This is a genomic window from bacterium, assembly GCA_035370465.1.
GTDB lineage: Bacteria > Ratteibacteria > UBA8468 > B48-G9 > JAFGKM01 > JAGGVW01.
The window spans coordinates 1-3,042 of sequence record DAOOVW010000012.1; the positions used below are offsets into that span (position 1 = coordinate 1).

At 26.3% G+C, this 3,042-nt stretch carries 3 protein-coding genes; 1 reads left to right on the forward strand and 2 read right to left on the reverse strand.

Annotation, left to right across the window (positions count from 1 at the left end):
• Window positions 1-204: 204 nt before the first annotated feature.
• Window positions 205-1,842 (reverse strand): HAD-IA family hydrolase, encoded by a 1,638-nt coding sequence (locus PLW95_02825; protein HOV21598.1) that lies wholly within the window; start codon window positions 1,840-1,842, stop codon window positions 205-207.
• Window positions 1,843-1,850: 8 nt separating this feature from the next.
• Window positions 1,851-2,216, reverse strand: a complete 366-nt coding sequence (locus tag PLW95_02830; GenBank protein ID HOV21599.1) for a hypothetical protein — start codon at window positions 2,214-2,216, stop codon at window positions 1,851-1,853.
• A 52-nt stretch (window positions 2,217-2,268) separates the two neighbouring features.
• On the opposite strand from PLW95_02830, the gene PLW95_02835 reads away from it, so the two are divergent.
• Window positions 2,269-2,895, forward strand: a complete 627-nt coding sequence (locus tag PLW95_02835) for a transglutaminase family protein (protein ID HOV21600.1) — start codon at window positions 2,269-2,271, stop codon at window positions 2,893-2,895.
• The last annotated feature ends 147 nt before the right edge of the window (window positions 2,896-3,042 follow it).

The following is a 3,042-nucleotide window of genomic DNA, read 5'->3' on the forward strand; positions in this document are numbered from 1 at the left end:
GAAAATACTCCTTCCCTTGACAAGGGAAGGAAGGGATGGATTTTCCTTTTCATCTTTTTTCATCTAAGTTTTTGACACTACTTCTTTTTACTATCAAAATTACATTTACTTTTTGTTTATTATAATACTGGATTTTTCAAAAAATGGCAAGTTAATTGAGTAAGTTTTTAAAAACTTTACTAAATTTTTATACCATTGTTAATATCAGGAAAGAAGGGTTATTTCATCTTTTTCAAATTTTGGGAAGGGAATAAACCTTTCTTTCTTTTTGATAAAAACGCCAGAACCTTTTTCGCCTATTTCTCCAATTATTTCAAATTTGATTTTTCTTTTTTTAAACACTTTTTTCATTTTTTCAACTTCTTTCCTTTCAGTTATTCCAATAATACAACCAGAAGATATTATTCCTGTAACATTTAGATTAAAAATTTTACATAATTTACATGCAGGTGGATAAAAGGGGATTTTTTCAAATAAAACAATAATTTTATGTCCAGAAACACTTGAAAGTTCATAAAGAGCGGTTGAAATTCCACCTTCTGTTGGGTCATGCATCAATTTAATTTTGAAATTTTCCCATAGAAATTTACATTCTTCACTTATTCCTATTCCAGGGTTTTTAATTGAATTTTTGACTTTTTCAAGATATTTTTCACTGAAAATTTTTTTTAAATAGTCATATTTTTCTCTTACAATTATTGATGCACCTTCAATCCCAACTTCTTTTAAAATAAATACAATATCTCCTTTTTTTATTTTTTCATTTTTTTGTTTTTTTATTGGTGTGCCAAGCATAAAACCAATAGAAATTATTGATTTAACATTTGGAGTAATTTCTGTATGTCCGCCTATCCATTTTATTTTATGTTTTTTACATTCATTAGAAATTTGAGAAAAAATATCTTCAATTTCAAGAAAACTTATATTTTGTGGAAAAATAATTGTTGAAAGAAAGTAATCTGGGTTTCCACCAGCAACAGAAATATCATTACTATTTATATTTATAAGGTAAGTGCCAATATCTTTCCCAACAAGAATAATTGGGTCTGTTTTAGCATAAATTGTATTGTTTTTTATTTTGAAAATTGAAGCATCAACTCCTATTCCAGAACTTTTAATAATATCTTTCCCTTTATATGTATATCTGGTAAGAAGGTATTCAAGAAGAGAAAGAGGCAATTTCCCTTTTTGAAATTTTCTTATGCCACAAAGATATTCAATTTCTTTTCCACTTTCAAATGTAATATCAGGCATTTCTTTTCCAAAATATTCAAATTTCCCATCTCTAACAATACCACATGTCAAAATACCTGCTTTCCTACCACATAAAATGTCAAAATAATGGTCTCCAACAATTATTGTGTTTTCTTTTTTTACTCCTAATTTTTCAATTGCTTTTTCTAAATGATATGGAGATGGCTTTACTTTTTCTACATCATCTCTTGTTAAAAAAACATCATAAGGAATTGAGAATTTTTTTACAACTATTTCAGTTGCTTTCCTGCAATTCCTGGTGATTATCCCAATTTTTATTCCTTTTGTTTTTAATTTTTTAATAAGAGTCAGTATGTCTTTATAAGGAACTGCATTTTTCATTCCTTTTATTTCTTCTTCAATTATTATTTTTTCACTTTCTCGTTTGAATTCAGTTATATTTTTGTTTTCTTTATTATTTTTTTGTACTTCTTTGATTAGTTCAAGTGCAGGAAGATTTTTAGACGGAGGTTTTAAGTTATATTTTATACATAATTCAATTATTCTTCTTTTCATATTTCCAAAATCAATAAAACTATGAATAATAGTTCCATCAAAGTCAAAAACTACTCCATTAATTTTTCTCATCCTTTATTTCAATATTTTGCGGAATTATCAGGATTAAAAATTTCAAATATTATTACTTTCCTGTTTTTATCAAAACCAACATAAAAATCATTGTAAAACCAAACCTCCATCATTTCACTTTCAGAGATGTATTTTCCATAAGGATTGCCCAATATTTTTTCAACCTGTTTATCATCCATTCCATAAGTTATTTTTTTCTCTAATTCTGCACTTTTTCCTTCTTCGGTTAAATCAGATGTATTTTTGATAATTTCTGCTTTACCTTCTGGGTTAAATAATTTTTTTTCTTTCTTTTTGGTTGGACAGTTTTCTTTAATTATTGAACATCCCGAAAGGAAAATAAACATTAAAAAAATCCAAATAAAATTTTTCATCTTTCCCTCCATTTTTTGTATTTTCTTGATTTGTTTTATAATATCATAAAAAATGGAAAAAGAATATATTTCCCCGACAAAAGTTTGTGATATTGAGAATGTTGATTTAAAAATGAGAAGTGAGATTCTTACAAAAAATATCAATACCTTAGAAGAGAAAGCAATAAATATATTCAATTTTGTAAGAGAACAGGTTAAATACGGATTTGATTATCCTTATACAAAAGCATCTGAAACATTGAAAAAAGGATATGGAAATTGTTTCAATAAATCAAGTTTACAGATTTCTCTTTTAAGATGTGCAGAAATTTACTCCGGATATATTGTCTATCTTATTAAAAAAGATATCTTTAAACCAATTGTTCCACCTGATATTTACCAGTTGATTTCTGAATCAACAATTCATGTCTCAACTGTTGTATATCTTAATAATACATGGGTTGAATGTGATGCAACTATTGATTATCAACTTTATAATGCTGTATATAAAAATTCTGGTCTGGAATATGAACAATGGGATGGCAAAAAAAATTTAACAATCAGTCATGACTTTATTATTGAACAACAAGGAATATATTCAAATATTGACCTTTTTCTACTTAATCCACCAAAATTCTGGACAGATGAACTTTTTCAAAAAGCAAACGAATATCTAAATAAAATTAGAGGGTTGCTTTAAAATAACTTTAATGGGGGAAAAAATGAAATGCGAAATTAAAATCGGGAAAAAAAGGAAAGGAATAGTAAATAAAAATATATATGGACACTTTATTGAACATCTTAAAAGATGTATATATGGCGGAATTTATGAAGAAAATAGTTCTTT

Bases quoted from the DNA above. Each gene is read 5' to 3' on its own strand.
- PLW95_02830 (HOV21599.1), bottom strand. From the start codon at position 2,216: ATGAAAAATTTTATTTGGATTTTTTTAATGTTTATTTTCCTTTCGGGA.
- PLW95_02835 (HOV21600.1), top strand. From the start codon at position 2,269: ATGGAAAAAGAATATATTTCCCCGACAAAAGTTTGTGATATTGAGAAT.
- PLW95_02825 (HOV21598.1), bottom strand. From the start codon at position 1,842: ATGAGAAAAATTAATGGAGTAGTTTTTGACTTTGATGGAACTATTATT.